The 682-nt window shown below is 54.8% G+C and carries 1 rRNA gene; it reads left to right on the top strand.

Going from position 1 to position 682, the window contains the following annotated elements:
* Window positions 1-682, top strand: a 23S ribosomal RNA gene (locus HMPREF2849_RS01875); the annotation flags it as partial.

Genomic DNA, 682 nt, shown 5'->3' with positions numbered 1-682 from the left:
CCTTTGCGGTCGAAGCGGAGAATTTAAGCCCCAGTAAACGGCGGTGGTAACTATAACCATCCTAAGGTAGCGAAATTCCTTGTCGGGTAAGTTCCGACCTGCACGAATGGCGTAACGACTTCCCTGCTGTCTCAACCACAGACCCGGCGAAATTGCAGTACGAGTAAAGATGCTCGTTACGCGCGGCAGGACGAAAAGACCCCGGGACCTTCACTATAGCTTGGTATTGGTGTTCGGTTCGGTTTGTGTAGGATAGGTGGGAGACTGTGATGCCTCAACGCCAGTTGGGGTGGAGTCGTTGTTGAAATACCACTCTGATTGTATTGGACATCTCAACCTCGGCCCGTGATCCGGGTTAGGGACAGTGCCTGGTGGGTAGTTTAACTGGGGCGGTTGCCTCCCAAAGAGTAACGGAGGCGCCCAAAGGTTCCCTCAGCCTGGTTGGCAATCAGGTGTTGAGTGTAAGTGCACAAGGGAGCTTGACTGTGAGACTGACAGGTCGAGCAGGTAGGAAACTAGGGACTAGTGATCCGGCACCGGCTTGTGGAAGCGGTGTCGCTCAACGGATAAAAGGTACCCCGGGGATAACAGGCTGATCTTCCCCAAGAGTCCATATCGACGGGATGGTTTGGCACCTCGATGTCGGCTCGTCGCATCCTGGGGCTGGAGTAGGTCCCAAGGG

This window comes from Corynebacterium sp. HMSC073B01, from assembly GCF_001838255.1.
Classification (GTDB): Bacteria; Actinomycetota; Actinomycetes; order Mycobacteriales; family Mycobacteriaceae; genus Corynebacterium; species Corynebacterium jeikeium_D.
Note: the sequence above shows the minus strand (reverse complement) of the source record. Positions and strands in the feature narration are given on the sequence as shown.